19 protein-coding genes are annotated in these 21,112 nt (G+C 53.2%); 11 read left to right on the forward strand and 8 right to left on the reverse strand.

The annotated features are described in order from the left end of the window. The first annotated feature begins 76 nt into the window (after nt 1-76). A complete protein-coding gene (gene ybiO / locus ACJHWK_RS07535; RefSeq protein WP_001522669.1) occupies nt 77-2,302 on the forward strand; it encodes a mechanosensitive channel protein in 2,226 nt (741 codons plus the stop codon). Here the strand turns inward: ybiO and rlmF are convergent. After that, a complete protein-coding gene (gene rlmF / locus ACJHWK_RS07540; RefSeq protein WP_001275941.1) occupies nt 2,299-3,225 on the reverse strand; it encodes a 23S rRNA (adenine(1618)-N(6))-methyltransferase RlmF in 927 nt (308 codons plus the stop codon). The genes ybiO and rlmF overlap by 4 nt on opposite strands. Nucleotides 3,226-3,500: 275 nt before the next feature. On the opposite strand from rlmF, the gene mcbA reads away from it, so the two are divergent. The 5 genes from mcbA to ybiJ all read left to right on the forward strand — a co-directional run bounded on the left by mcbA (nt 3,501) and on the right by ybiJ (nt 7,892). Then, complete coding sequence (mcbA, locus tag ACJHWK_RS07545; RefSeq protein ID WP_000710619.1) at nt 3,501-3,761, forward strand: DUF1471 family periplasmic protein McbA; 261 nt, start codon at nt 3,501-3,503, stop codon at nt 3,759-3,761. Nucleotides 3,762-4,025: 264 nt separating this feature from the next. Continuing rightward, nucleotides 4,026-6,308 carry a catecholate siderophore receptor Fiu gene (locus tag ACJHWK_RS07550; protein ID WP_021517034.1) on the forward strand — a complete coding sequence of 761 codons (2,283 nt, stop codon included), beginning with the start codon at nt 4,026-4,028 and terminating at the stop codon, nt 6,306-6,308. A gap of 41 nt (nt 6,309-6,349) precedes the next feature. After that, nucleotides 6,350-7,027: a PKHD-type hydroxylase YbiX gene (gene ybiX / locus ACJHWK_RS07555; protein ID WP_020233042.1), complete on the forward strand. Its 678-nt coding sequence runs from the start codon at nt 6,350-6,352 to the stop codon at nt 7,025-7,027. Between the two features lie 73 nt (nt 7,028-7,100). Then, nucleotides 7,101-7,367, forward strand: coding sequence for a C4-type zinc finger protein YbiI (ybiI, locus tag ACJHWK_RS07560; RefSeq protein ID WP_000146357.1), 267 nt, complete (start codon nt 7,101-7,103; stop codon nt 7,365-7,367). Nucleotides 7,368-7,631: 264 nt separating this feature from the next. Further along, the gene (ybiJ, locus tag ACJHWK_RS07565; protein WP_000849301.1) at nt 7,632-7,892 is read left to right on the forward strand and encodes a DUF1471 family protein YbiJ; all 261 of its coding nucleotides are present in this window, start codon (nt 7,632-7,634) and stop codon (nt 7,890-7,892) included. Nucleotides 7,893-8,030: 138 nt separating this feature from the next. Here ybiJ and hcxB read toward each other — a convergent pair whose 3' ends face one another. From hcxB to rhlE, 6 genes are all read right to left on the reverse strand, one after another. After that, complete coding sequence (gene hcxB / locus ACJHWK_RS07570; RefSeq protein WP_410234811.1) at nt 8,031-9,116, reverse strand: hydroxycarboxylate dehydrogenase HcXB; 1,086 nt, start codon at nt 9,114-9,116, stop codon at nt 8,031-8,033. A 140-nt stretch (nt 9,117-9,256) separates the two neighbouring features. Beyond that, nucleotides 9,257-10,219, reverse strand: coding sequence for a DNA-binding protein YbiB (ybiB, locus tag ACJHWK_RS07575; RefSeq protein WP_001522664.1), 963 nt, complete (start codon nt 10,217-10,219; stop codon nt 9,257-9,259). 27 nt (nt 10,220-10,246) lie between these two features. Then, nucleotides 10,247-12,397 carry an ATP-dependent DNA helicase DinG gene (dinG, locus tag ACJHWK_RS07580; RefSeq protein WP_001522662.1) on the reverse strand — a complete coding sequence of 717 codons (2,151 nt, stop codon included), beginning with the start codon at nt 12,395-12,397 and terminating at the stop codon, nt 10,247-10,249. Between the two features lie 170 nt (nt 12,398-12,567). Continuing rightward, nucleotides 12,568-12,849, reverse strand: a complete 282-nt coding sequence (locus ACJHWK_RS07585) for a type II toxin-antitoxin system mRNA interferase toxin, RelE/StbE family (RefSeq protein ID WP_001522659.1) — start codon at nt 12,847-12,849, stop codon at nt 12,568-12,570. After that, nucleotides 12,849-13,289, reverse strand: a complete 441-nt coding sequence (locus ACJHWK_RS07590) for a hypothetical protein (protein WP_001522657.1) — start codon at nt 13,287-13,289, stop codon at nt 12,849-12,851. Before ACJHWK_RS07590 ends, ACJHWK_RS07585 begins: the two co-directional genes overlap by 1 nt. A gap of 156 nt (nt 13,290-13,445) precedes the next feature. After that, a complete protein-coding gene (gene rhlE / locus ACJHWK_RS07595; RefSeq protein ID WP_001522656.1) occupies nt 13,446-14,810 on the reverse strand; it encodes an ATP-dependent RNA helicase RhlE in 1,365 nt (454 codons plus the stop codon). A gap of 228 nt (nt 14,811-15,038) precedes the next feature. Here rhlE and cecR point away from each other — a divergent pair, with 228 nt between their 5' ends. The 5 genes from cecR to ACJHWK_RS07620 are packed head-to-tail and all read left to right on the forward strand — an operon-like array spanning nt 15,039 to nt 20,680. After that, entirely contained in the window at nt 15,039-15,710 is a 672-nt protein-coding gene (gene cecR, locus ACJHWK_RS07600) for a DNA-binding transcriptional regulator CecR (protein ID WP_001522655.1), read from the forward strand. Between the two features lie 2 nt (nt 15,711-15,712). Next, nucleotides 15,713-16,708, forward strand: a complete 996-nt coding sequence (hlyD, locus tag ACJHWK_RS07605; protein WP_000743444.1) for a secretion protein HlyD — start codon at nt 15,713-15,715, stop codon at nt 16,706-16,708. Continuing rightward, complete coding sequence (locus tag ACJHWK_RS07610; protein WP_001328230.1) at nt 16,701-18,437, forward strand: ATP-binding cassette domain-containing protein; 1,737 nt, start codon at nt 16,701-16,703, stop codon at nt 18,435-18,437. Before hlyD ends, ACJHWK_RS07610 begins: the two co-directional genes overlap by 8 nt. Continuing rightward, a complete protein-coding gene (locus ACJHWK_RS07615; RefSeq protein WP_001522653.1) occupies nt 18,430-19,563 on the forward strand; it encodes an ABC transporter permease in 1,134 nt (377 codons plus the stop codon). Before ACJHWK_RS07610 ends, ACJHWK_RS07615 begins: the two co-directional genes overlap by 8 nt. A 10-nt stretch (nt 19,564-19,573) precedes the next feature. Next, on the forward strand, nt 19,574-20,680 hold the full coding sequence (locus ACJHWK_RS07620; protein WP_000469031.1) for an ABC transporter permease: 1,107 nt from the start codon (nt 19,574-19,576) through the stop codon (nt 20,678-20,680). Here ACJHWK_RS07620 and ACJHWK_RS07625 read toward each other — a convergent pair. Beyond that, the gene (locus tag ACJHWK_RS07625; protein WP_000871982.1) at nt 20,642-21,052 is read right to left on the reverse strand and encodes a YbhQ family protein; all 411 of its coding nucleotides are present in this window, start codon (nt 21,050-21,052) and stop codon (nt 20,642-20,644) included. The two genes, ACJHWK_RS07620 and ACJHWK_RS07625, sit on opposite strands and share 39 nt — an antisense overlap. Nucleotides 21,053-21,112 lie beyond the last annotated feature (60 nt).

Below are 21,112 nucleotides of genomic sequence, written 5' to 3' on the forward strand. Positions count from 1 at the left end.
ATTCCTCTCATTTAAAATCGCTCCTCCCCCAGCATCTATACTTATCTTTTTGCTCTGTTTTCTCACTGGAGGAGTCATGCGGTGGATCCTGTTCATCCTCTTCTGCCTGCTGGGCGCACCTGCCCACGCGGTATCCATACCCGGCGTTACAACCACAACGACAACGGACTCAACGACTGAACCGGCCCCTGAACCGGATATCGAACAAAAAAAAGCGGCCTATGGCGCACTGGCGGATGTGCTGGATAATGACACCTCGCGTAAAGAGTTGATCGACCAGTTGCGCACCGTCGCCGCGACGCCCCCTGCGGAACCCGTACCGAAGATCGTGCCGCCGACGCTGGTTGAAGAGCAAACCGTGCTGCAAAAAGTCACCGAAGTCAGCCGCCATTATGGTGAAGCCCTTTCCGCCCGCTTCGGACAACTTTATCGCAATATCACCGGCTCCCCGCATAAGCCGTTTAATCCACAAACCTTCAGCAATGCGTTGACCCATTTTTCAATGTTAGCGGTATTAGTGTTTGGTTTTTACTGGCTGATTCGTCTGTGCGCACTGCCGCTGTATCGCAAAATGGGCCAGTGGGCGCGGCAAAAAAATCGCGAACGCAGCAACTGGTTGCAGCTTCCGGCGATGATTATCGGGGCGTTTATTATCGACCTGCTGTTACTGGCACTGACATTATTTGTCGGTCAGGTTTTAAGCGACAACCTGAATGCGGGCAGTCGCACCATCGCTTTCCAACAAAGTTTGTTTCTCAGCGCCTTTGCCCTGATTGAATTTTTCAAAGCCGTACTACGCCTGATTTTTTGCCCAAACGTGGCGGAACTGCGCCCGTTCACGATTCATGACGAGACCGCCCGTTACTGGAGTCGTCGCCTGAGCTGGTTAAGCAGCCTGATTGGCTATGGCCTGATTGTCGCCGTGCCGATTATCTCTAATCAGGTGAATGTACAGATAGGTGCGCTGGCGAACGTCATCATTATGCTGTGCATGACCGTCTGGGCGTTGTACCTGATCTTTCGTAATAAAAAAGAGATTACCCAGCATTTGCTCAACTTCGCGGAGCATTCGCTGGCCTTTTTCAGCTTGTTTATCCGCGCCTTTGCGCTGGTGTGGCACTGGCTGGCAAGCGCCTATTTTATCGTGCTGTTTTTCTTTTCGTTGTTCGATCCGGGCAACAGCCTGAAATTTATGATGGGTGCAACGGTGCGCAGCCTGGCGATTATTGGTATCGCAGCATTTGTTTCCGGTATGTTTTCCCGCTGGCTGGCGAAAACCATCACCCTCTCGCCACATACTCAGCGTAACTATCCGGAGTTGCAAAAACGGCTGAATGGCTGGCTTTCGGCGGCGCTGAAAACGGCGCGTATTCTGACCGTCTGCGTGGCGGTAATGTTGCTGTTGAGCGCATGGGGATTGTTCGATTTCTGGAACTGGCTGCAAAACGGTGCGGGGCAGAAAACCGTAGATATCCTGATCCGTATCGCACTCATTCTTTTCTTCTCGGCGGTTGGCTGGACGGTGCTCGCCAGTTTGATCGAAAACAGGCTGGCTTCGGATATTCATGGCCGCCCACTACCCAGCGCCCGTACGCGTACCCTGCTGACGCTGTTCCGTAACGCGCTGGCGGTGATTATCAGTACCATCACCATCATGATTGTGTTGTCGGAAATCGGCGTTAATATCGCGCCATTGCTGGCAGGTGCCGGTGCATTGGGGCTGGCTATCTCTTTTGGTTCGCAAACGCTGGTGAAAGATATTATCACCGGGGTATTTATTCAGTTTGAAAACGGCATGAACACTGGAGATTTGGTGACTATCGGGCCGTTGACCGGCACTGTGGAACGGATGTCGATTCGCTCCGTGGGCGTGCGTCAGGATACCGGGGCGTATCACATCATTCCATGGTCTTCGATAACCACCTTTGCTAACTTCGTCCGCGGCATTGGTTCGGTGGTGGCAAATTACGATGTTGATCGCCATGAAGATGCTGATAAAGCCAATCAGGCACTGAAAGATGCGGTAGCGGAATTGATGGAAAACGAAGAAATTCGCGGGCTGATTATTGGTGAACCGAATTTTGCCGGGATTGTCGGCTTAAGCAATACCGCATTTACACTGCGTGTTTCGTTCACCACGCTGCCACTCAAACAGTGGACGGTCCGCTTTGCCCTCGACAGCCAGGTGAAAAAACATTTCGACCTGGCGGGTGTTCGCGCGCCGGTACAGACTTATCAGGTGCTGCCTGCTCCGGGCGCGGCCCCGGCTGAACCGCTGCCGCCGGGGGAACCAACGCTTTAACGCTGGCGATTGACAAAACGGCGGCGCTGCTCGTCGTTCATAAAGGTCCAGGCAATAAAGCGGCTCTGCTTTTGCCCCTGGGCCATCTCTTTTTTGACCACTTTCACCGCGCCCACGTCCGTCAGAGCACGATACAACGGCGGCAAGTTTTCGCCACGAGATACCAGCGAGGTAAACCACATCACCTGCTTCGCGAAGCCTTTGCTCTCTTCAATCATCTTTTTGATAAAAGCGACTTCACCGCCTTCACACCACAACTCCTGTTGCTGACCACCAAAGTTCAGTGCATCGTCTTTGTTCAGCCCCAGGTTACGGCGTTTACGTTCACTACCTGCCCGTGCCGCAGCGGCGGAATCGTGGAATGGCGGGTTACACAAGGTCGCGTCGTATTGCTCGTTTTTATGGATGATGCCGTTAAAAATCGCCCCACTCTCTTTTTGCCGACGCAGACGAATGGCGCGGTTAAGCCCCGGATTAGCACTGATGATCGCCTGCGCACTGCTTAACGCCTGGCTGCTGGTTTCACTACCAGTAAAACGCCAGCCATATTCATGTACACCAATCAGCGGGTAAATACAGTTCGCACCAACGCCGATATCCAGAATGCTGGCATTAGCTGGAATTGTTCCGCTTGCTTCTGCCAGTAAATCGGCAAGGTGATGAATATAATCCGCCCGGCCCGGTACTGGCGGGCAGAGAAAACCGTCGGGGATATCCCAGTTCGCTACGGCGTAAAAATGGGCCAGCAACGCCTTATTGAGCGCCTTCACCGCCAGCGGATTGGCAAAGTCTACGCTTTGCTCCCCGGCGGGTGTAAGCGTGAGGAATTGCCTGAGTTCAGGATTGACCTGACAAAGCGTGGCGAGATCGTAGCGGCTGTGATGACGGTTGCGCGGATGCAACCCCGGTTTCTGGGCGGACATAGCATTCTCCTTTAAGCAGCGGCGTAAGATACCCGCATAACGCGACAGGGTAAATATCTGGCTGCGTTTATCATTTCTAAAAACCTTAACATGGCTATGGTTTATGGCAATTCATCATAAAAATCAGCATCATGCATGTCATTGATTTGTCTTATTTTGTAAAAATATATCGTTCAAAAAATAAGCGTATCTCTGTCAATTTTTTGCGTCATTTTCATCGCCCAGGCGACCTACACTTATCAGGCACTACCCGTTGTATTTATGAGGATGTCATTATGAAAAAGTGCCTCACACTACTGATTGCCACCGTCCTGAGCGGAATCTCTCTCACGGCTTATGCCGCGCAACCGATGAGTAACCTGGACAGCGGTCAGCTACGGCCCGCCGGTACCGTTTCGGCAACTGGCGCATCAAACCTAAGCGATCTGGAGGATAAACTGGCAGAAAAAGCGCGCGAGCAAGGCGCGAAAGGTTATGTCATTAATTCCGCAGGCGGAAATGACCAGATGTTCGGTACTGCAACCATCTACAAATAACCCCACCAACGTAACTGCATTCGCCTCTGGATGCAGTTTTCGCCTGTTTTGTAATCAAAAAACATCAAATATGAACGTAATGTAAATAAATGTATTTCTTTTTCGCACAATGGGTGATAGAAAATCGCGCCAAGTGATAATGCTTATCAAAATTATTATCACTTGCACGAGCGCTATCACGAGATTAACAGTGGCATCGCATCCGCAGAGAGGCTTTCTCGTGGCAGTGAAAATTTCAACATATAAGAAAAAGTCACCTGCAAAATGGAAAACAATCGCAATTTCCCTGCCAGACAATTTCATTCGCTCACGTTCTTTGCCGGTCTTTGTATTGGCATCACGCCTGTGGCTCAGGCACTCGCCGCCGAAGGGCAAACTAACGCGGATGACACGCTGGTTGTCGAAGCATCAACGCCTTCGCTTTATGCGCCACAACAATCTGCAGATCCGAAATTCTCGCGTCCGGTAGCGGATACTACCCGCACGATGACGGTGATTTCTGAACAAGTGATTAAAGATCAGGGCGCAACCAACCTTACCGACGCACTCAAAAACGTCCCCGGCGTGGGTGCGTTTTTTGCGGGTGAGAACGGTAACTCCACCACTGGCGACGCCATTTATATGCGCGGTGCTGATACCTCTAACAGTATTTATATTGATGGCATTCGCGATATCGGCAGCGTCTCGCGCGACACCTTCAATACCGAGCAGGTCGAAGTGATTAAAGGGCCGTCCGGCACCGACTACGGGCGCAGCGCACCGACAGGCTCGATCAATATGATCAGCAAGCAGCCGCGCAATGATTCCGGCATTGACGCCTCCGCCAGTATTGGTAGCGCCTGGTTCCGCCGCGGCACGCTGGACGTCAATCAGGTCATTGGTGATACCACCGCGGCGCGCCTGAATGTGATGGGCGAAAAAACGCACGATGCCGGACGCGACAAAGTCAAAAATGAGCGTTACGGCATCGCCCCTTCTGTCGCTTTTGGCCTTGGTACAGCGAATCGTTTGTATCTTAATTATCTGCATGTCACCCAGCACAACACGCCAGACGGCGGCATTCCGACCATCGGTTTGCCGGGCTATTCTGCCCCATCTGCGGGAACGGCGGCCCTGAATCATTCCGGAAAAGTTGATACGCATAACTTTTACGGCACGGATTCCGATTACGACGATTCGACCACCGACACCGCTACCATGCGTTTTGAGCACGACATCAACGATAACACCACCATTCGCAATACTACCCGTTGGTCGCGCGTGAAGCAGGATTACCTGATGACGGCGATTATGGGTGGGGCGTCGAATATTACCCAGCCCACCAGCGATGTGAATAGCTGGACCTGGTCACGCACGGCGAATGCTAAAGATGTGAGTAATAAAATTCTCACCAACCAGACCAACCTGACCTCGACGTTCTATACCGCTTCTATCGGTCATGATGTCAGTACCGGCGTGGAATTTACCCGTGAAACGCAGACTAACTACGGCGTTAATCCGGTGACGTTACCTGCGGTAAATATTTATCATCCTGACAGCAGCATTCATCCCGGCGGCCTGACGCGCAACGGCGCAAACGCCAATGGTCAGACGGATACCTTCGCAATTTACGCCTTCGATACGCTGCAAATCACCCGTGATTTTGAGCTGAACGGCGGGATCCGTCTGGATAATTATCATACTGAATATGACAGTGCCACCGCCTGCGGCGGCAGCGGACGCGGTGCCATCACCTGCCCTGCTGGCATGGCAAAAGGTTCTCCGGTCACCACCGTCGATACCGCTAAGTCGGGCAATCTGGTGAACTGGAAAGCCGGGGCGCTTTATCACCTGACGGAAAACGGCAATGTCTATATTAACTATGCCGTTTCCCAGCAGCCTCCGGGCGGCAACAACTTCGCCCTTGCGCAGTCTGGCAGCGGTAACAGTGCCAACCGCACCGATTTTAAACCGCAAAAAGCCAACACCAGCGAGATTGGCACCAAATGGCAGGTTCTGGATAAACGCCTGTTGCTCACCGCCGCGCTGTTCCGTACTGATATCGAAAATGAAGTTGAGCAAAATGATGACGGAACTTACTCGCAATACGGTAAGAAACGCGTCGAAGGCTATGAGATATCCGTGGCCGGGAATATCACTCCCGCGTGGCAGGTGATTGGCGGCTATACCCAGCAAAAAGCAACCATCAAAAACGGCAAAGATGTTGCCCAGGATGGTTCCTCATCGCTGCCGTATACCCCGGAGCACGCCTTTACCTTATGGAGCCAGTATCAGGCAACCGATGATATTTCCGTTGGTGCGGGCGCACGCTATATCGGCAGTATGCATAAAGGTTCTGACGGCGCGGTGGGAACGCCAGCGTTTACCGAAGGTTATTGGGTCGCCGACGCTAAACTGGGGTATCGGGTTAATCGCAATCTCGACTTCCAGCTAAACGTCTACAACCTGTTTGATACCGATTACGTCGCCTCAATCAACAAGAGCGGCTACCGTTATCACCCGGGCGAGCCAAGAACCTTCCTGCTCACGGCCAATATGCATTTCTGATTCAGATGTGGGGCGCAGGCCCCACTTTTTGGAGAACTTGTATGATGTACCACATTCCCGGCGTGTTATCGCCACAGGACGTCGCCCGGTTTCGCGAACAACTGGAACAAGCCGAATGGGTTGATGGACGCGTCACCACCGGCGCACAAGGTGCGCAAGTTAAGAACAATCAACAGGTAGACACCCGCAGCACGTTATACGCCGCCCTGCAAAATGAGGTGCTGAACGCGGTTAACCAACATGCTTTGTTCTTTGCCGCGGCCTTGCCGCGTACCCTTTCCACGCCGCTGTTTAATCGCTATCAGAACAATGAAACCTATGGTTTTCATGTGGATGGCGCAGTACGCAGCCATCTACAAAACGGCTGGATGCGCACTGACCTTTCTGCCACGCTGTTTTTAAGCGATCCAGAAAGCTACGACGGCGGCGAACTGGTCGTTAATGACACCTTCGGGCAACATCGGATAAAACTCCCGGCAGGCGATCTGGTGTTGTATCCCTCCAGCAGCTTGCATTGCGTGACACCCGTAACCCGCGGCGTACGAGTGGCATCATTTATGTGGATCCAGTCGATGATCCGTGATGATAAAAAGCGCGCCATGCTGTTTGAACTGGACAACAATATTCAGTCGCTGAAAAGCCGCTACGGCGAAAGTGAAGAGATCCTGTCGCTGCTCAATCTTTATCATAATCTGCTGCGGGAATGGTCGGAGATCTGACGCTTGAACTGCCCGAGTTCGTCCCTATATTAGCTACACTTAACTGTACAAGTATTGATATGGGGAGGACGATATGGCATCCGGTTGGGCTAACGATGACGCCGTCAACGAACAGATCAACAGTACAATTGAAGATGCGATTGCCCGCGCTCGGGGTGAAATTCCGCGTGGTGAAAGCCTGTATGAATGTGAAGAGTGCGGCGCACCTATCCCACAGGCCCGTCGGGAAGCCATTCCTGGCGTGCGCTTATGCATTCATTGTCAGCAGGAGAAAGATTTACAAAAACCAGCTTATACAGGATATAATCGCAGAGGTTCGAAAGACAGCCAGTTACGTTAACTACAACTGGCGGGATGTATAGCGAGTATAATTTGTATTTTGCGTGGCATTCCGTGCCTTTAACGCTTTCGTGACTGCCACGCTGCATAAAACAAGTCCATAAGTTCAACAAATAAATGGATTATCAGTATGTTAGATATCAATCAATTTATTTGAACAAGGTGGTCAATTCTCTTCGATTTTATCTCTCGAAAAAAAACGTGATACTCATCACATCGACGAAACAACGTCACTTATACAAAAATCACCTGCGAGAGATTAATTATGAAAACTATCAATACTGTTGTTGCTGCTATGGCTCTTTCAACTCTGTCATTTGGCGTGTTTGCCGCGGAACCGGTAACGGCATCCCAGGCACAGAACATGAATAAAATCGGCGTGGTTTCTGCCGATGGCGCATCCACCCTCGATGCCCTGGAAGCGAAACTGGCTGAGAAAGCTGCGGCAGCTGGGGCGAGTGGATACAGCATCACTTCTGCCACCAACAACAATAAATTAAGCGGTACTGCGGTAATTTATAAGTAATTCGTAGGCGGATAAGGCGTTTCCGCTACGTCCAGCACAAGTATTTCCCTGTCTGTTTGCCGACAGACGCATATGCTCTAACCCTCATTGATCCTATGTTACCCTTGTTTGCCCGTCCGCCACTGGACGGGCTTTTTTTTAGCTGGTTAACTGCTGGCAGAAAGCCTGCAACGTCTCTTCCGGCATACCAATCTGCCGCGCCGCATCACAAATGGCCTGCCAGCTTCCCGCATCCAGTGGAATCCCCTGCTCCTGCCGTTCGCGACGCGTGTTAACTTCCCACTCGCCCGGTAGCAAAATCGACTTATCGTCATCATGCGGCGAGGCTTTCACCCACTCGGCAAAGGCTTCGGTCTGCGCACTACAATCCGGCGCGCCGAACAGTTCCGGGTTGATGATGATAGTGGTCATGCAGTTAAGAATGGCATCGGGACTGGTTTGTAACGTTTCCTGATGCGTCGTTTTACCGCCGGAAAGCGCCCCACCAAGAATTTCACACATCGCTGCAAGGGCGTAGCCTTTATGTTCGGCAAAGGTCAACAGCGAACCCAACGGCGACTCCTGCATTACCGCCGGATTGGTCGTCGGCACGCCGTTAACGTCAATCAGGCAACCTGGCGGCACGGGGACGCCTTTATGCCAGGCGACGCGGGTTTTGCCAAATGCAATGGCGCTGGTGGCGTAATCAAGCAACAGCGGGAACTTATCTTTACGAGGGAAAACCACACAGAAGGGATTGGTGCCAAAGCGGCTGTCGCGACCGTGGAACGGCGCGACCATTGGAATGCCGACCACGCTAACAAAGTGGATAGAGACAAACCCCGCCGCTGCGCACTGTTCTGCCCAGTAACCGATACGGCCGATATGATGCGAGTTATGTAGCGCCACGGCAGCAATACCGTGCTGATGCGCTTTCTCAATCCCCAGTGCCATCGCTTCGTGTGCTGCGACCTGACCAAATGCGCGATCGCCATCGAGCGTGACCGCCGCCCCCGCCTCTTTAACGATTTTGGCATGATGGTTAATTTGCAGATGCCCCTGACTCCAGGAGCACACATAGCTTGGGATCATGCCAATACCATGTGAATCATGCCCTGCCAGGTTTGCCGCGATTAAATGATCGGCAACTAATTTCGCTTCTTGTTCCTCGCTACCCATCTGACGAAATACAGCCTGAATAAAACTGTGCAACGTCTGAGCATCAAAGCGATGACCACTTTCCATGGTTAACTCCTGTTTATGTTATGTGTTTGTTGTTTTTTTATGCTGCACGCCGGGCGCGGGAAGGTCAATAAAGATGCAGGAATTTCATATTGCGGTGGGGTAAAAGCCGGATGACGTGGCTCATCCGGCTGAGATAAAAATTAAAATGCCTGATTAACGCGCGCCAGGCCATCGCTGATAGTTGCCGCTTCCCCCGTAGCCACCAGGCAGCAAGCCATCTGGATTTTCAGCGATTCGGGAATCGCTTCGCTGCCAGCCAGGCAACGCTCAATCCACTGCGCCGTGGTTTCCGGATCTTTTGCTTGCGGCAGTAACTCGCTACCAGCAGGGTCCTGTTTTTCATACAGCACCCGCATCCCTTCATGGTCGATCAAATTGATCTGCGGGCAGCGTTGCGGATTAGCATACACTTCACCTTCAGTACCATGCATTAGTAGCGCCCGCCCGCCGATATCGCTAAAGAACTTCGCGACGCGTCCAATGTATTCCGGATGCGAAACGCTGGAAAGACGCAGTGCCTCACCTTCGGCAAATGGCGTCGCCAGTTTCGCCAGGGTATGTGCACTGTTACGCACGCCCATCCGCCAGCGCATCGCCAGTTGTTTTTCCAGCGGCGGGCAAAACGCGCCGACAGGCATAAAGACAGGTTGATGTTCGTCGAGCTTCGCCTGCGCCTGCCCGCCGTGCAACGTTGGCGTAATACCCATCAGTTCGAAAATGGTTTCTGTCAGCACGCGGGTTGGATCTTCGCTAACCCCGTGAACCACCACAGGAAAACCGAGTTTGTGCAGGAGAATCGCCAACAACGGCGTCAGGTTGGCCTGCTTACGCGCGCCGTTGTAACTGGGGATGACAATCGGCATCGGCTTGTCTGCAGGCGGCGTCAGCTTGATGGTGTGATTTTGCATGGCTTCGTAAAAGCCGAGCATCTCTGCTTCCCCTTCCCCTTTGATACGCAGCGCAATCAATACGCCGCCCAACTCAAGGTCAGGGACTTCACCATTGAGCATATGGGCATACAGACCGCGCGCAGTATCCCGGTCTAAATCGCGCGCGTGGTTTTTCCCGCGCCCGATCTCTTTAATGATTTTGCGATAGTCCATTTACGACTCCTTACCTGACTCACATCATTAACGCCGCCGACGGCGTGGGGATTTCGTTTTTTCTTTCTTTTTAACTATACCTTCAGGGACTTCCGGTTGCTCTATCGGAAATACCGGTAATGCATCCAGTAGTCGCTTGCCATAATTTTTGGTCAGCAAGCGTTTGTCGTAGATAACCACTTCCCCCCAGCAACCGTGGCTTCGAATCAGTCGCCCAACCTGCTGAATCAGGTTAAACGAAGCGCTCGGCAGGCTTTGCACCTCAAACGGATAGCGGTTGAGGCTTTTCAGCCATTCCCCTTCGGTGATCACCACCGGGCTGTCGATGGGCGGAAAAGCGATTTTGTGGATATGCACCTGGCTGAGCAGATCGCCTTTCAGATCAAGACCTTCGGCAAAGGACTGTAAGCCCACCAGCACGCTACGCTCACCGTTGGCAACGCGTTTGCGGTGCAGTTCAACTAAGCGATAACGTGGCTGATCGCCCTGCACCAGCAACATCAGGCGTAAATCCGTCACATAGTCAAGAAAGCGCTGCATCGCCCGTCCGCTGGCAAACAGTACCAACATACCGAGATGTTTTTTGCTCTCCACCTGCTCACGGAAAAAGGCCGCCATTTCGGCAATATGCTGCTCTTCGTTGTCGATGGAAGGCTCAAAGCGCATCCGGGGAATAACAATTTTGCCCTGTTCGCAGTGGTTAAAGGGGGAATCCAGCGCCACAAAACGGTCGCCCGCTTTCTCTTTCAGCCCACTCATCTCCTGCAAACGCGAAAAACTATTCAGCGAACGCAAGGTTGCGGAGGTGACAATAATGTGCGGAATACTGCGCCACAGCAGCCTTTCCAGCTGATCGCTGACACGAATACCCACACAGTGAAACCAGAGATGCAGCTGCCCTTCGCGCTCTTCCCGCGTCGCCCATTTAGTCACCGGCGCACCGGAAGATTGCGCCAGAGACGCCAGCCGCCAGAGTTTGCTTTGCGCCTCGAACATCCCCAGCGCGCGATTCATCTGCAAAATCAACCGATGCAGACGTACAATGTCATGGCTGCCGGTTTTCTCACTTAAATCGTTAAGAAATAACTCAGCCAGGCCACGCAGCATCTCGGTGAGTTTTGCCAGCCGCTGGCAGATCTCCAGCACTTCATCTGGCAGTTCGCCCATCGCAAAACGGTGCTCTGCCTCTTGCCCGGCAGGCATGTAGAGATTGAGAATGTTGTTTAACGTGGCGATAAGCTCATACAACTCTTCACAATGCGCATTCAAACGTTCAGGGATCGCCAGCGGCGGGATGGTCTTCGGGCGAAACTGCTCCATGCAGGTAGCGACCAGTTTCGTGAACAAGTCCAGCTGTAGTCGATACCAGGGCGCGGTGATTTCGGCACTCATCTCCAGCGCATCCCGCGCCACATCCGGCAGGTGATGGCCTTCGTCCAGCACCAGCAGTAAATTTTTCGGGTCAGGCAATACGGCTTCGCTTTCCATCGCCGCCATCACCAGCGCATGGTTTGCCACCACCACTTCCGCTTCCTGAATCTCCCGACGAGCAACAAAAAACGGGCATTCACGATAGTAGTAACAGTTGCGGTTGAGGCAGCTGGCTTTGTCGGTACTTAAACGACGCCAGAGATCGTCATCTATAGCGATATCAGTATGATCGCGCAGACCATCCCATTTATAAGTGTCGAGATCGCCCTTCAGCTTCGCACAACGTTTTTGCTCTTCCTGATTGTTCGGCGTCAGCTCGTCGTCAAGAAACGCCAGCAGATCCTGTTGCGTGGGCTCAGTGCTGGCAAGCGCCGTCAGATTACGCGGGCAAACGTAGCGCCCACGCCCAAAAGCGGCAGTGAATTTAAGATCGGGAATGATCTTTTTCAGCAGCGGTAAATCTTTACTGTAGATCTGATCCTGCAATGCCACGTTGGCGGTACTCACCACCAGCGTTTTTTGCTCTTCGCGGGCAATGGCGATGCCGGGGATCAAATAGGAGAGCGTTTTCCCAACGCCGGTGGGGGCTTCAATCGCCAGATGCCGCCCTTCTTCTCCGGCCAGCGTTTTGGCGACGTCCGCAATCATCTGCCGCTGCGGCGCACGGGGAATAAAGTCGGGGATCTGTTCCTGAAGCGCCTTATACCAGGCGGCAATTTGCGCTTTAAGCGCGGCGGTTAATGCCATGAGAAAACCTGAAATACTGTATAAACAGCCAATATTGTGGCATTTTTCGGTTTTCAGGGGTAATGGTTTTTCTGTTTCTGGAAAGCGGCTCGCAATAACGTTTTCCGGATGTGAAGTTTTCTCGCGGCAGAAGAAACATCATTGTGCAGCAAAAGACATTGTACATCAGCTTATTCCGCTGGCGGCCATTGCAGAGCGGTATGTAAAACACGCAGTACCGAGAGCGTATCGCCCTCCACTTGATAGACAAGCACATAATGCGGCCTGACAACGGCTTCATGTGTACCAGCGACTCGTCCGGCCCGGTACATCTCCGGGCGTTCACAGGCCTGTTCCGCAATGGCTTCAAATTGATTATCAAGGGCTATTGCCGCTAGCGGATTATCTTTACTGATGTATTCCATGATTTGCTCCCTGTCAGACAGGGACATTGGCTTCCATTCCAGACGCATTAATCCCCCTTCAGCAAGGCTTTTTTACGGGCAGCAAATAGACTTTTGGCCTCTTCATGAGAGAGTGCCGGGCGTGGATCGTCAATGGCGGCCTGCACCTGCTCTCGAAACCAGGCATCATACGCGGCAGCTTCATGAGCTCGTTTTAATGCCTCAGCCCTGTCTGGTCGGGTCGTTTTCTTCTGACCGTCCGGGTCGTAATTAGAGGCGTCGACTTCAAACCGGGCAATACCAACATCTTTCAGGTAGTTGACAACCGTTTCCAGCCGTTTGAACAGGCGGATTTGCCGACTGCGTTGTGCTGCAAGAGGCCGTTCAGTGTGGCCGTATTTCACGGTCAACGACCAGCCTCCCTGGGTGCCAATAACGTGTGCTGCATCCACTACGCCAGATTCAACCAGTTTATGTAAGGTTGAGTGATCGATCGTTTCTGGTGCCATAATGCGCTAACCTCTTTGTATACAGCATGCAATTTATAATTAAAGATAGAGCAATTAATAATAAATTGCAGCACCTTGATCGTAAATTGCCCAGGATAAAATTGCGGTAGAAAGAGACTTGTTGCGAAGATGCCGGGCATCGCCCGGCATAAAAGATTACTGCGCAGCGGCAGGTTTACGCGGACGGCGGCGGCGTTGTTGTTCGCCTGCCGGTTTGGCATCGCCAAGACGACGAGATGGTTTTTCTGCAGGCTTCGCGCTCGCAGATTTTGCGCCACCTTCAGCGCGGCGTGGTTGCTGTTGACCGCGACCACCACCTTGCCCACGACCGCCGCCGCCACGTTGCTGGCGACCGTTCTGGATTGGTTCGGCTTTGATTGACGGGTCCGGCTCATAGCCCGGAATCGCAATGCGCGGGATCTCTTTTTTCAGCAGTTTTTCGATATCACGCAGCAGTTTGTGTTCATCAACACACACCAGCGACAACGCTTCACCGGTAGCAGCCGCACGACCGGTACGCCCGATACGGTGAACATAATCTTCCGGTACGTTTGGCAGTTCATAGTTGACCACGTGCGGCAACTCTTCGATATCCAGACCGCGCGCAGCGATGTCAGTTGCCACTAGTACACGAATATCGCCCGATTTAAAATCAGCCAACGCACGGGTACGCGCACCTTGCGATTTATTGCCGTGGATCGCCGCACTGCGGATGCCATCTTTATTGAGCTGTTCAGCCAGATGGTTAGCGCCATGTTTGGTACGGGTAAACACCAGCACCTGCTGCCAGTTCCCTTTCCCAATCATGTGCGACAACAATTCGCGTTTGCGTTTCTTATCAACAAAGTGAACATGCTGGGTCACCTGATCAGACGCGGTATTGCGGCGTGCCACTTCGATTTCCAGCGGGTTGTGCAACAGTTTTTCCGCCAGAGCTTTAATATCGTCAGAGAAGGTCGCGGAGAACAACAGGTTCTGGCGCTTCGCAGGTAGTTTTGTTAACACGCGACGGATATCGTGGATAAAGCCCATGTCGAGCATGCGGTCAGCTTCATCGAGGACGAGGATTTCAACCTGATCCAGCTTCACCGCATTCTGATGTTCCAGGTCCAGCAGACGTCCCGGCGTTGCAACCAGCACATCAACGCCGCCGCGCAACTTCATCATCTGCGGGTTAATGCTGACACCGCCAAACACCACCAGCGAACGAATGTTCAGGTATTTGCTGTAATCACGGACGTTTTCGCCAATCTGCGCCGCCAGTTCACGGGTCGGGGTAAGAATGAGCGCACGTACCGGACGACGCCCTTTGGCGTGCGGCTGGCGAGTGATCAGGTGTTGCAACAGCGGCAGCGTAAAGCCCGCTGTTTTGCCGGTGCCAGTCTGGGCGCTAGCCATCAGGTCGCGGCCTTCCAGCACCGCAGGGATCGCCTGCTGCTGAATAGGGGTGGGTTCACGGTAACCCTGCTCGGCAACGGCGCGCAGGATATCAGGGCTTAAACCCAAAGAATCGAAAGACATAACTACTCCGAACCGCCCCGACCGTTACCGGTGTAGTTTTCAGGGAGATACTGAAAAGGAAAATGACAAAAACCACAATGTCATGAGGGAGCGGAGTGTAGCAGTTTTTGTGACGCAGCGCATAAATTATCCCTGTGACTGGCGTTGCTAAAATTCCTGGTCATACTGGACAACTCCCATATGGAGTCATAATCTTAATCAATCATTTGATTAAGAATGGACTGTGCGATGAATAATCCTGCCATGACAATCAAGGGTGAACAGGCGAAAAAACAGCTGATTGCTGCCGCACTGGCGCAGTTTGGTGAATATGGAATGAACGCCACCACCCGCGAGATAGCCGCCCAGGCCGGGCAGAATATCGCTGCCATCACCTACTACTTCGGTTCGAAAGAAGATTTGTATCTCGCCTGCGCCCAGTGGATTGCCGATTTTATTGGCGAGCAGTTCCGTCCGCACGCCGAAGAGGCCGAACGCTTGTTCGCACAACCACAGCCAGATCGGGCTGCCATCAGTGAACTGATCCTTCGCGCCTGCAGGAACATGATTAAGCTGCTCACCCAGGATGACACTGTCAACCTCAGCAAATTTATCTCCCGTGAGCAGCTCTCTCCCACGGCAGCCTATCACCTGGTGCACGAACAGGTGATTAGTCCGCTACACAGCCACCTTACACGCCTGATTGCCGCCTGGACCGGCTGCGATGCCAATGACACCCGCATGATCCTTCATACCCATGCGTTGATTGGTGAGATTCTGGCGTTTCGTCTTGGCAAAGAAACAATTCTGTTACGTACCGGCTGGACCGCGTTCGATGAAGAAAAGACCGAACTGATCAACCAGACGGTGACCTGTCATATCGACCTGATTTTGCAAGGATTATCGCAAAGGAGTTTGTAGTGATGAAAAAACCTGTCGTGATCGGACTGGCGGTAGTAGTACTTGCCGCCGTGGTTGCCGGAGGCTACTGGTGGTATCAAAGCCGCCAGGATAACGGCCTGACGCTGTATGGCAACGTGGATATTCGTACGGTGAATCTTAGTTTCCGTGTTGGGGGGCGCGTTGAGTCGCTGGCAGTGGACGAAGGTGATGCGATCAAAGCGGGCCAGGTGCTGGGCGAACTGGATCACAAGCCGTATGAGATTGCCCTGATGCAGGCGAAAGCGGGCGTTTCGGTGGCTCAGGCGCAGTATGACCTGATGCTTGCCGGGTATCGCGATGAAGAAATCGCTCAGGCCGCCGCAGCGGTGAAACAGGCGCAAGCTGCCTATGACTATGCGCAGAACTTCTACAACCGCCAGCAAGGACTGTGGAAAAGCCGCACCATTTCGGCAAATGACCTGGAAAATGCCCGCTCCTCGCGCGACCAGGCGCAGGCAACGCTGAAATCGGCACAGGATAAATTGCGTCAGTACCGTTCCGGTAACCGCGAACAGGATATCGCCCAGGCAAAAGCCAGCCTCGAACAGGCGCAGGCGCAACTGGCGCAGGCGGAGCTGAATTTACAGGACTCAACGTTGATAGCCCCGTCTGATGGCACGCTGTTAACGCGCGCGGTGGAGCCAGGCACGGTTCTCAATGAAGGTGGCACGGTGTTTACCGTCTCGCTAACACGTCCAGTGTGGGTGCGTGCCTATGTTGACGAACGTAATCTTGACCAGGCCCAGCCGGGGCGCAAAGTACTGCTTTATACCGATGGTCGCCCGGACAAGCCGTATCACGGGCAGATTGGTTTCGTTTCACCGACTGCTGAATTTACCCCGAAAACCGTCGAAACGCCGGATCTGCGTACCGACCTCGTCTATCGCCTGCGTATTGTGGTGACCGACGCCGATGATGCGTTACGCCAGGGAATGCCAGTGACGGTACAATTCGGTGACGAGGCAGGACATGAATGATGCCGTTATCACGCTGAACGGCCTGGAAAAACGCTTTCCGGGCATGGACAAGCCCGCCGTCGCGCCGCTCGATTGCACCATTCATGCCGGTTATGTGACGGGGCTGGTAGGGCCAGACGGTGCGGGTAAAACCACGCTCATGCGGATGCTGGCGGGATTACTGAAACCCGACAGCGGCAGTGCCACGGTGATTGGCTTTGATCCGATCAAAAACGACGGCGCGCTGCACGCCGTGCTCGGCTATATGCCGCAGAAATTCGGCCTGTATGAAGATCTGACGGTGATGGAGAACCTCAATCTGTACGCGGATTTGCGCAGCGTCACCGGTGAAGCACGGAAGCAGACTTTTGCTCGCCTGCTGGAGTTTACATCTCTTGGCCCGTTTACCGGACGCCTGGCGGGCAAGCTCTCCGGTGGGATGAAACAAAAACTCGGCCTGGCCTGTACCCTGGTGGGCGAACCGAAAGTGTTGCTGCTCGATGAACCCGGCGTCGGCGTTGACCCTATCTCACGGCGCGAACTGTGGCAGATGGTGCATGAGCTGGCAGGCGAAGGGATGTTAATCCTCTGGAGTACCTCGTATCTCGACGAAGCCGAGCAGTGCCGTGACGTGTTACTAATGAACGAAGGCGAGTTGCTGTATCAGGGGGAACCAAAAGCCCTGACACAAACCATGGCCGGACGCAGCTTTCTGATGACCAGTCCACACGAGGGCAACCGCAAACTGTTGCAACGCGCCTTGAAACTGCCACAGGTCAGCGACGGCATGATTCAGGGGAAATCGGTACGTCTGATCCTCAAAAAAGAGGCCACACCAGACGATATTCGCCATGCGGACGGGATGCCGGAAATCAACATCAACGAAACTACGCCGCGTTTTGAAGATGCGTTTATTGATTTGCTGGGCGGTGCCGGAACCTCAGAATCGCCGCTGGGTGCAATATTGCATACGGTGGAAGGTACACCTGGCGAGACGGTGATCGAAGCGAAAGAACTGACCAAGAAATTTGGTGATTTTGCCGCCACCGATCACGTCAACTTTGCCGTCAAACGCGGGGAGATTTTTGGTTTGCTGGGGCCAAACGGCGCGGGCAAATCGACCACCTTTAAGATGATGTGCGGTTTGCTGGTGCCGACTTCCGGCCAGGCGCTGGTGCTGGGGATGGATCTGAAAGAGAGTTCTGGGAAAGCGCGCCAGCATCTCGGCTATATGGCGCAAAAATTTTCGCTCTACGGCAACCTGACGGTCGAACAGAATTTACGCTTTTTCTCTGGTGTGTATGGCTTACGCGGTCGGGCGCAGAACGAAAAAATCTCCCGTATGAGCGAGGCATTTGGCCTGAAAAGTATTGCCTCACACGCCACCGATGAACTGCCATTAGGTTTTAAACAGCGGCTGGCGCTGGCCTGTTCGCTGATGCATGAACCGGACATTCTGTTTCTCGACGAACCGACGTCCGGCGTTGATCCCCTCACCCGCCGCGAATTCTGGCTGCACATCAATAGCATGGTAGAGAAAGGCGTCACGGTGATGGTCACCACCCACTTTATGGATGAAGCGGAATATTGCGACCGCATCGGCCTGGTGTACCGTGGGAAATTAATCGCCAGCGGCACACCAGACGATTTGAAAGCGCAGTCGGCCAACGATGAGCAACCCGATCCCACCATGGAGCAAGCCTTTATTCAGTTGATCCACGACTGGGATAAGGAGCATGGCAATGAGTAATCCGATCCTGTCCTGGCGTCGCGTGCGGGCGCTGTGCGTCAAAGAGACACGGCAGATCGTTCGCGATCCGAGTAGCTGGCTGATTGCGGTAGTGATCCCACTGCTACTGCTGTTTATTTTTGGTTACGGCATTAACCTCGACTCCAGCAAGCTGCGGGTCGGGATATTGCTGGAACAGCGTAGCGAAGCGGCGCTGGATTTCACCCACACTATGACCGGTTCGCCCTACATCGACGCCACCATCAGCGATAACCGTCAGGAACTGATCGCCAAAATGCAGGCGGGGAAAATTCGCGGTCTGGTGGTTATTCCGGTGGATTTCGCCGAACAAATGGAGCGCGCCAACGCCACCGCACCGATTCAGGTGATCACCGACGGCAGTGAGCCGAATACCGCTAACTTTGTGCAGGGGTATGTCGAAGGGATCTGGCAGATCTGGCAAATGCAGCGAGCGGAGGACAACGGGCAGACTTTTGAACCGCTTATTGATGTACAAACCCGCTACTGGTTTAACCCGGCGGCGATTAGCCAGCACTTTATTATCCCCGGTGCGGTGACCATCATCATGACGGTCATCGGCGCGATTCTCACCTCGCTGGTGGTAGCGCGAGAATGGGAACGCGGCACCATGGAGGCTCTGCTCTCTACAGAGATTACCCGCACGGAACTGCTGCTGTGTAAGCTGATCCCTTATTACTTTCTCGGGATGCTGGCGATGCTGCTGTGTATGCTGGTGTCAGTGTTTATTCTCGGCGTGCCGTATCGTGGGTCACTGCTGATTCTGTTTTTTATCTCCAGCCTGTTTTTACTCAGTACCCTGGGGATGGGGCTACTGATTTCCACGATTACCCGCAACCAGTTCAATGCCGCTCAGGTCGCTCTGAACGCGGCTTTTCTGCCGTCGATTATGCTTTCCGGCTTTATTTTTCAGATCGACAGTATGCCCGAGGTGATCCGCGCGGTGACGTACATTATTCCCGCACGTTATTTCGTCAGCACCCTGCAAAGCCTGTTCCTCGCCGGGAATATTCCGGTGGTACTGGTGGTGAACGTGCTGTTTTTGATCGCTTCGGCGGTGATGTTTATCGGCCTGACGTGGCTGAAAACCAAACGTCGGCTGGATTAGGGAGAAGAGCATGTTTCATCGCTTATGGACGTTAATCCGCAAAGAGTTGCAGTCGCTGCTGCGCGAACCGCAAACCCGCGCAATTCTGATTTTACCCGTGCTGATTCAGGTGATCCTGTTCCCGTTCGCCGCCACGCTGGAAGTGACCAACGCCACCATCGCCATCTACGATGAAGATAACGGCGAGCACTCGGTAGAACTTACTCAACGTTTTGCCCGCGCCAGCGCCTTTACCCATGTGCTGCTGCTGAAAAGCCCGCAGGAGATCCGCCCGACCATCGACACACAAAAGGCGTTACTACTTGTGCGTTTCCCGGCTGACTTCTCGCGCAAACTGGATACCTTCCAGACCGCGCCGTTGCAGTTGATCCTCGACGGGCGTAACTCCAACAGTGCGCAAATTGCCGCCAACTACCTGCAACAGATCGTCAAAAATTATCAGCAGGAGCTGCTGGAAGGAAAACCGAAACCCAACAACAGCGAGCTGGTGGTACGCAACTGGTATAACCCGAATCTCGACTACAAATGGTTTGTGGTGCCGTCGCTGATCGCCATGATCACCACTATTGGCGTGATGATCGTCACTTCACTTTCTGTTGCCCGCGAACGTGAACAAGGTACGCTCGATCAGTTACTGGTTTCGCCGCTCACCACCTGGCAGATATTCATCGGCAAAGCCGTACCGGCATTAATTGTCGCCACCTTCCAGGCCACCATTGTGCTGGCGATTGGTATCTGGGCGTATCAAATCCCCTTCGCCGGATCGCTGGCGCTGTTCTACTTTACGATGGTGATTTACGGTTTATCGCTGGTGGGATTCGGTCTGTTGATTTCATCACTCTGTTCAACACAACAACAGGCGTTTATCGGCGTGTTTGTCTTTATGATGCCCGCCATTCTCCTTTCCGGTTACGTTTCTCCGGTGGAAAACATGCCAGTATGGCTGCAAAACCTGACGTGGATTAACCCTATTCGCCACTTTACGGACATTACCAAGCAGATTTATTTGAAGGATGCGAGTCTGGATATTGTGTGGAATAGTTTGTGGCCGCTACTGGTGATAACGGCCACAACAGGGTCAGCGGCGTACGCGATGTTTAGACGTAAGGTGATGTAACTTCTTATCTTTCGCCAGCAAAGACACCACCGCCGGGCCGGCAAGGATTGCCAGCCCTGCAATCGCCAGCAAAAAGTTGTTTTCCAGTACGCGGGACAACAGCCACAGCACAATCAGCGCTGCGCCAAAATACCAGGTCGTAGTCAGCTCTTCCAGCACGTCTGCCACCTCACGCCAGCGTTGCTCGGGGTGGCGCTGAAACACCAGCATCATCACTACCGTGACACAATACAGTGCGCATAATCCCACGCCGACGTGAACCAGAGTCTTACTCATCCAGCCCACCACCAGCAGCGCCACTACCAGTAAATGCAACATAATCTGCCAGCAACTTAGACCCGTTGCGACACGAACACGTTGTTGCCACTTCATGGCTTCTCTCCTGAAGAATTTATCTCTACTTACTCAGAGTACCGAACTTTACGGAAAATT

This window comes from Escherichia sp. WS547 (genome assembly GCF_046486065.1).
Lineage (GTDB): Bacteria > Pseudomonadota > Gammaproteobacteria > Enterobacterales > Enterobacteriaceae > Escherichia > Escherichia coli.

Bases quoted from the DNA above. Each gene is read 5' to 3' on its own strand.
- ybiO (WP_001522669.1), top strand. From the start codon at position 77: ATGCGGTGGATCCTGTTCATCCTCTTCTGCCTGCTGGGCGCACCTGCC.
- rlmF (WP_001275941.1), bottom strand. From the start codon at position 3,225: ATGTCCGCCCAGAAACCGGGGTTGCATCCGCGCAACCGTCATCACAGC.
- mcbA (WP_000710619.1), top strand. From the start codon at position 3,501: ATGAAAAAGTGCCTCACACTACTGATTGCCACCGTCCTGAGCGGAATC.
- ACJHWK_RS07550 (WP_021517034.1), top strand. From the start codon at position 4,026: ATGGAAAACAATCGCAATTTCCCTGCCAGACAATTTCATTCGCTCACG.
- ybiX (WP_020233042.1), top strand. From the start codon at position 6,350: ATGATGTACCACATTCCCGGCGTGTTATCGCCACAGGACGTCGCCCGG.
- ybiI (WP_000146357.1), top strand. From the start codon at position 7,101: ATGGCATCCGGTTGGGCTAACGATGACGCCGTCAACGAACAGATCAAC.
- ybiJ (WP_000849301.1), top strand. From the start codon at position 7,632: ATGAAAACTATCAATACTGTTGTTGCTGCTATGGCTCTTTCAACTCTG.
- hcxB (WP_410234811.1), bottom strand. From the start codon at position 9,116: ATGGAAAGTGGTCATCGCTTTGATGCTCAGACGTTGCACAGTTTTATT.
- ybiB (WP_001522664.1), bottom strand. From the start codon at position 10,219: ATGGACTATCGCAAAATCATTAAAGAGATCGGGCGCGGGAAAAACCAC.
- dinG (WP_001522662.1), bottom strand. From the start codon at position 12,397: ATGGCATTAACCGCCGCGCTTAAAGCGCAAATTGCCGCCTGGTATAAG.
- ACJHWK_RS07585 (WP_001522659.1), bottom strand. From the start codon at position 12,849: ATGCGTCTGGAATGGAAGCCAATGTCCCTGTCTGACAGGGAGCAAATC.
- ACJHWK_RS07590 (WP_001522657.1), bottom strand. From the start codon at position 13,289: ATGGCACCAGAAACGATCGATCACTCAACCTTACATAAACTGGTTGAA.
- rhlE (WP_001522656.1), bottom strand. From the start codon at position 14,810: ATGTCTTTCGATTCTTTGGGTTTAAGCCCTGATATCCTGCGCGCCGTT.
- cecR (WP_001522655.1), top strand. From the start codon at position 15,039: ATGAATAATCCTGCCATGACAATCAAGGGTGAACAGGCGAAAAAACAG.
- hlyD (WP_000743444.1), top strand. From the start codon at position 15,713: ATGAAAAAACCTGTCGTGATCGGACTGGCGGTAGTAGTACTTGCCGCC.
- ACJHWK_RS07610 (WP_001328230.1), top strand. From the start codon at position 16,701: ATGAATGATGCCGTTATCACGCTGAACGGCCTGGAAAAACGCTTTCCG.
- ACJHWK_RS07615 (WP_001522653.1), top strand. From the start codon at position 18,430: ATGAGTAATCCGATCCTGTCCTGGCGTCGCGTGCGGGCGCTGTGCGTC.
- ACJHWK_RS07620 (WP_000469031.1), top strand. From the start codon at position 19,574: ATGTTTCATCGCTTATGGACGTTAATCCGCAAAGAGTTGCAGTCGCTG.
- ACJHWK_RS07625 (WP_000871982.1), bottom strand. From the start codon at position 21,052: ATGAAGTGGCAACAACGTGTTCGTGTCGCAACGGGTCTAAGTTGCTGG.